The 3,680-nt window shown below is 53.9% G+C and carries 2 protein-coding genes; both read left to right on the top strand.

The genetic code is table 11. From position 1 onward, the window contains the following. Positions 1-186 precede the first annotated feature (186 nt). Positions 187-2,016: a hypothetical protein gene (locus ENN40_03260; protein ID HDP94360.1), complete on the top strand. Its 1,830-nt coding sequence runs from the start codon at positions 187-189 to the stop codon at positions 2,014-2,016. 530 nt (positions 2,017-2,546) lie between these two features. Continuing rightward, positions 2,547-3,515: a Gfo/Idh/MocA family oxidoreductase gene (locus ENN40_03255; GenBank protein HDP94359.1), complete on the top strand. Its 969-nt coding sequence runs from the start codon at positions 2,547-2,549 to the stop codon at positions 3,513-3,515. Positions 3,516-3,680: the final 165 nt, after the last annotated feature.

Below are 3,680 nucleotides of genomic sequence, written 5' to 3'. Positions count from 1 at the left end.
TTTTAAGACAGTCGCTACGCCTGCCTTCCTGCCTCCTGCCACCTGTCTCCTGTTATCTTCTATTCCAACCCCCCAACTTTTTCAACTTCTTCCCTCTTCAACTCTTCAACTCTCCAACTTTTCAACTTTGTTCAATTGAAATTTCTGTTTTCTTCCGCTATAGTGCATGTGAAAGCGAGGTGACCCATGAATGAATACAAAATCATCAACAATTACTTGTTGTTTAAACAGAAGTTCACGGATACCAGCGGCGTCAGCTTCCGCGGCGCGGATATCCAGGAAAACAAACCCGGTGAGCACAAACTGATCACCGACGTACACCCCTTCTTTACCGAGGACGAGGCCACTTGGAAACGCATCGCCCTTTTGCTGGAGGGAGTGAAGAAGTCCAATATCACTCACCTTTATTCGCCGGACCGCATTGTGCGTTCGCGCGACAACACCCTGCTGATTTTTCCCTATCTGAAGGGCCGGACCCTGGAACAGGTGATGGACGATTCCCAGAAGCGGGATGTGCCCGTAAACTTTGACCTGGCGTTCTCCATTGTCATGGCCATCGCCGATCAACTGGACGTGGGCTCAACCATCGTGGTCAGCGGCAAGAAATCCTTTCACGGATTTCTTACCCCCGACAACATCATTGTCGACTTCGACGGCAACATCTTTTTAAAGAACTACGGCATTGCTCCCTTCCTGGAGCAGAACGAAAAGGTTTATCGTGAAATCGAGATGAAATACGGCGCCTGGCTGGCGCCGGAATTCCTGCGCAAAGAGAAAATCTCGGCTTCATCCGACATCTACCACCTGGGCTACATCATTTACCGCATGCTCACGGGAAAATATTTCTCCCAGACCGCCGGCGAAGACTTTGACTCCAAGTTCTCCAACCTCAGCTTCAGCCACTTCATGCCCACCACCAGCAAAGACTACATCACCCACCTGATCAACTTCTTTAAAAAGACCTTGAACCCCGACCCCATGAAGCGTTTCAACAACATCCGCGAGTTCAAAGACTACATCGCCAACTACTTTGAGATTGAAGAGCTTTCATCGGTCACCTTTAACCTTTCCTACTTCATGAACTCCCTGTATGCCAGGGACATGCAAGAGGAAGAACGGGAAATGGCCCGGGAACTCGAGTACGTGATTCCCGAACCGGAACCCGAAGAAGCGGCCGCGGCCGAATCCGGCGGAAGCAGCGAAATCGTGGAACAGATCCTGTCCGGACTGGACGATTCAGACCGCTCCCGCAGCAAGTGGCTGTTGCCTGTGATTATCGGCGCCCTGCTGGTTGCCGTGGGCCTGGGGTTCTACTTTATCTCCCAGGCCAACAAGGCCAAAGTGGAAACCCAGCAGGTTCAAGCCTCGCTCAAACAGGAGCTGGAATCGTACAAAAAGCAGCTGGACCAGGAATTTGAAACCAAGATGAAGGCCATTGAGCAAAGAACCGCGGAAACCGCGGAAGAAAAAAAGGCCCAGGAAGAAGAGATCCGCAAAGCGCGTGAGCAGCGCGAAGAACTGCTGCGCCGCGAGCGGGAACGCTTGGCTAAAATAGAGCAAGAGGAAGAGGCCGAAGAAGCCGAAGCGGAAAAGAAACGCTTGGAAGCAGAGCAAGCCAAACGGGCGGAACAGGCCAAGATCGATGAAGCCGCTGAAGCCAAGCGCCGCGAGGAAGAGGCTGCGCGCAAACTCGAGGAATCAATCAACGCCAAGATCGCGGCCGGTGAACCCCTTGAGATGAAGTATGTTACCACACCGCCGCGAAAAACCGGTGGCGATGACCCCTACAGCAGCCGCACACTGCGCAAACTCTTTAAGGACCGCAGTGTTACCGTTACCTCTGAAATCCTGGTTGACGAGAAGGGCACGGTATCCCGCGTGCGCTTTAAAGGTGACGTGGAAGCCGAAGCCAAGCTGGAACTCAGCCAGATCCTGGCCTCCTGGAGTTTCTCTCCCGCCCGGCGCGGCGCCACCCCGGTCAAAGTCTGGATGGAAGTCCCCCTGAAATTCGAATAATTGCATTAACGGATAAAGACAAAAAGCACGACCCTTTGCCCGCAACAAACCCGCGGGCAAAGGGCCTTTTTTTAGCTGAAAAAAATCTCAAAATCCACATTAGATCAGCATTGTACGCAACTCACCAGTGTGGTAAAATCCCTCCGAACATCCGGCGGGTTTTTACCCGTGCGACAATGCCTTTTGGGGCGAGTAGAAACATCCGAATCCAACGGGTGTCCAGTGGACATCCCGGCCCGGTAGGATGCTTTATGCATCAACGGCGGCAGCTTAAGCAAAGTTGGAGAGTTTGACTACGATTCCAAAACAGAGCAGTAGGCGGATCTTCGGGAGTATCAGTAGGATGTGCTCAAAAAAACTCAGTAGGATGATTCCGGGGAGTCCTGTAGGAGAATTACTTGAAGTTCCTGTCGCCCTGTGCTTTGCTTTGCCTACAGAGCCTCCCGGCTCTCGAACTACGGAATCTTTGGAGTACTTCCTACATTTCCGATTCAGTTCTTCTACCTGTTCTGATGCCATAAGGAGTACCTATGCTCACACCTGATCTCGCCCTTATCGGCGCCGGCAACTGGGGCCGCAACCACCTGAGAAACCTCAAAGCCATGGGCCGCCTGGCGCGGGTGATCGACCCCGATCCCGCGGTATGCGCGGCCGGCAAAAAAGAGCACCCCGAACTGGCCTGGTCTACGAACCTCAAGGACCTCTGGAAAGACGACGCCATTCACGGCGTGGTGATCGCCGCGCCGGCCGTCACCCATGCCGACCTGGCCCGCCGGGCGCTTGAAGCGGGCCGCCACGTATTGGTTGAAAAGCCGCTGGCCCTGACCGCGGATAGCGGAAAAGAACTAACCCAATTGGCGGAAAAGAAGGGCCTCTCCCTGATGGTGGGCCACGTATTGCGCTACCACACGGCGGTGGAAAAACTCAAAGCCATGGTGGACGCGGGCGAGTTGGGAAAAATCCGCTACATCTACTCAAACCGCCTCAACATCGGTCGCCTGCGCACGGAAGAAAACGTGTTGTGGAGCTTTGCCCCCCACGACATCTCGCTCATCCTCATGCTCCTGGACGATGAAGAGCCCGCGGCGGTATGCGCCCACGGCGGCGCCTACCTGGACCCCGCAATCTTTGACACCACCCTGACCAGCCTGGAATTTTCCTCCGGCGTGCGTGCCCACGTATTTGTTTCCTGGCTGCATCCTTTCAAGGAACAGAAGCTGGTGGTAGTGGGCAGTGAACAGATGGCCGTGTTCGACGACACCGCCAAAGACAAGCTTTGCCTCTACCCCCACCGCATCAAGTGGGAACACGGCCGCATCCCGGTGGCTCAAAAGGCCGATTTCAAGGTGGTGCCTGTAGAGGAAGGCCAACCCCTGCGCCGTGAACTGGAACATTTCTGCACCTGCGTGGACGGCAAAGCCAGCCCGCTCACCGACGGCCACGAAGCCGTGCGCGTACTCAACGTACTCGAACAAGCCGAAACCTCCCTAAAAAAGTGAAAAGTGAAAAGTGAAAAGTGAAAAGTGAAAAGTCTAAAGTCGAAAGAAGGTGACAGGTTACAGGTGTCAGGAAGGCAGGCGTAGCGACTGTCTTAAAATTCAACCATTTTTTTAATTTTGATTCAGGTGGATTCGCATCATGGCATTGAGTCGGACGAGCAGTTT

The organism is Candidatus Aminicenantes bacterium, assembly GCA_011049425.1.
Taxonomy (GTDB): Bacteria; Acidobacteriota; Aminicenantia; order UBA2199; family UBA2199; genus UBA876.
Note: the sequence above shows the minus strand (reverse complement) of the source record. Positions and strands in the feature narration are given on the sequence as shown.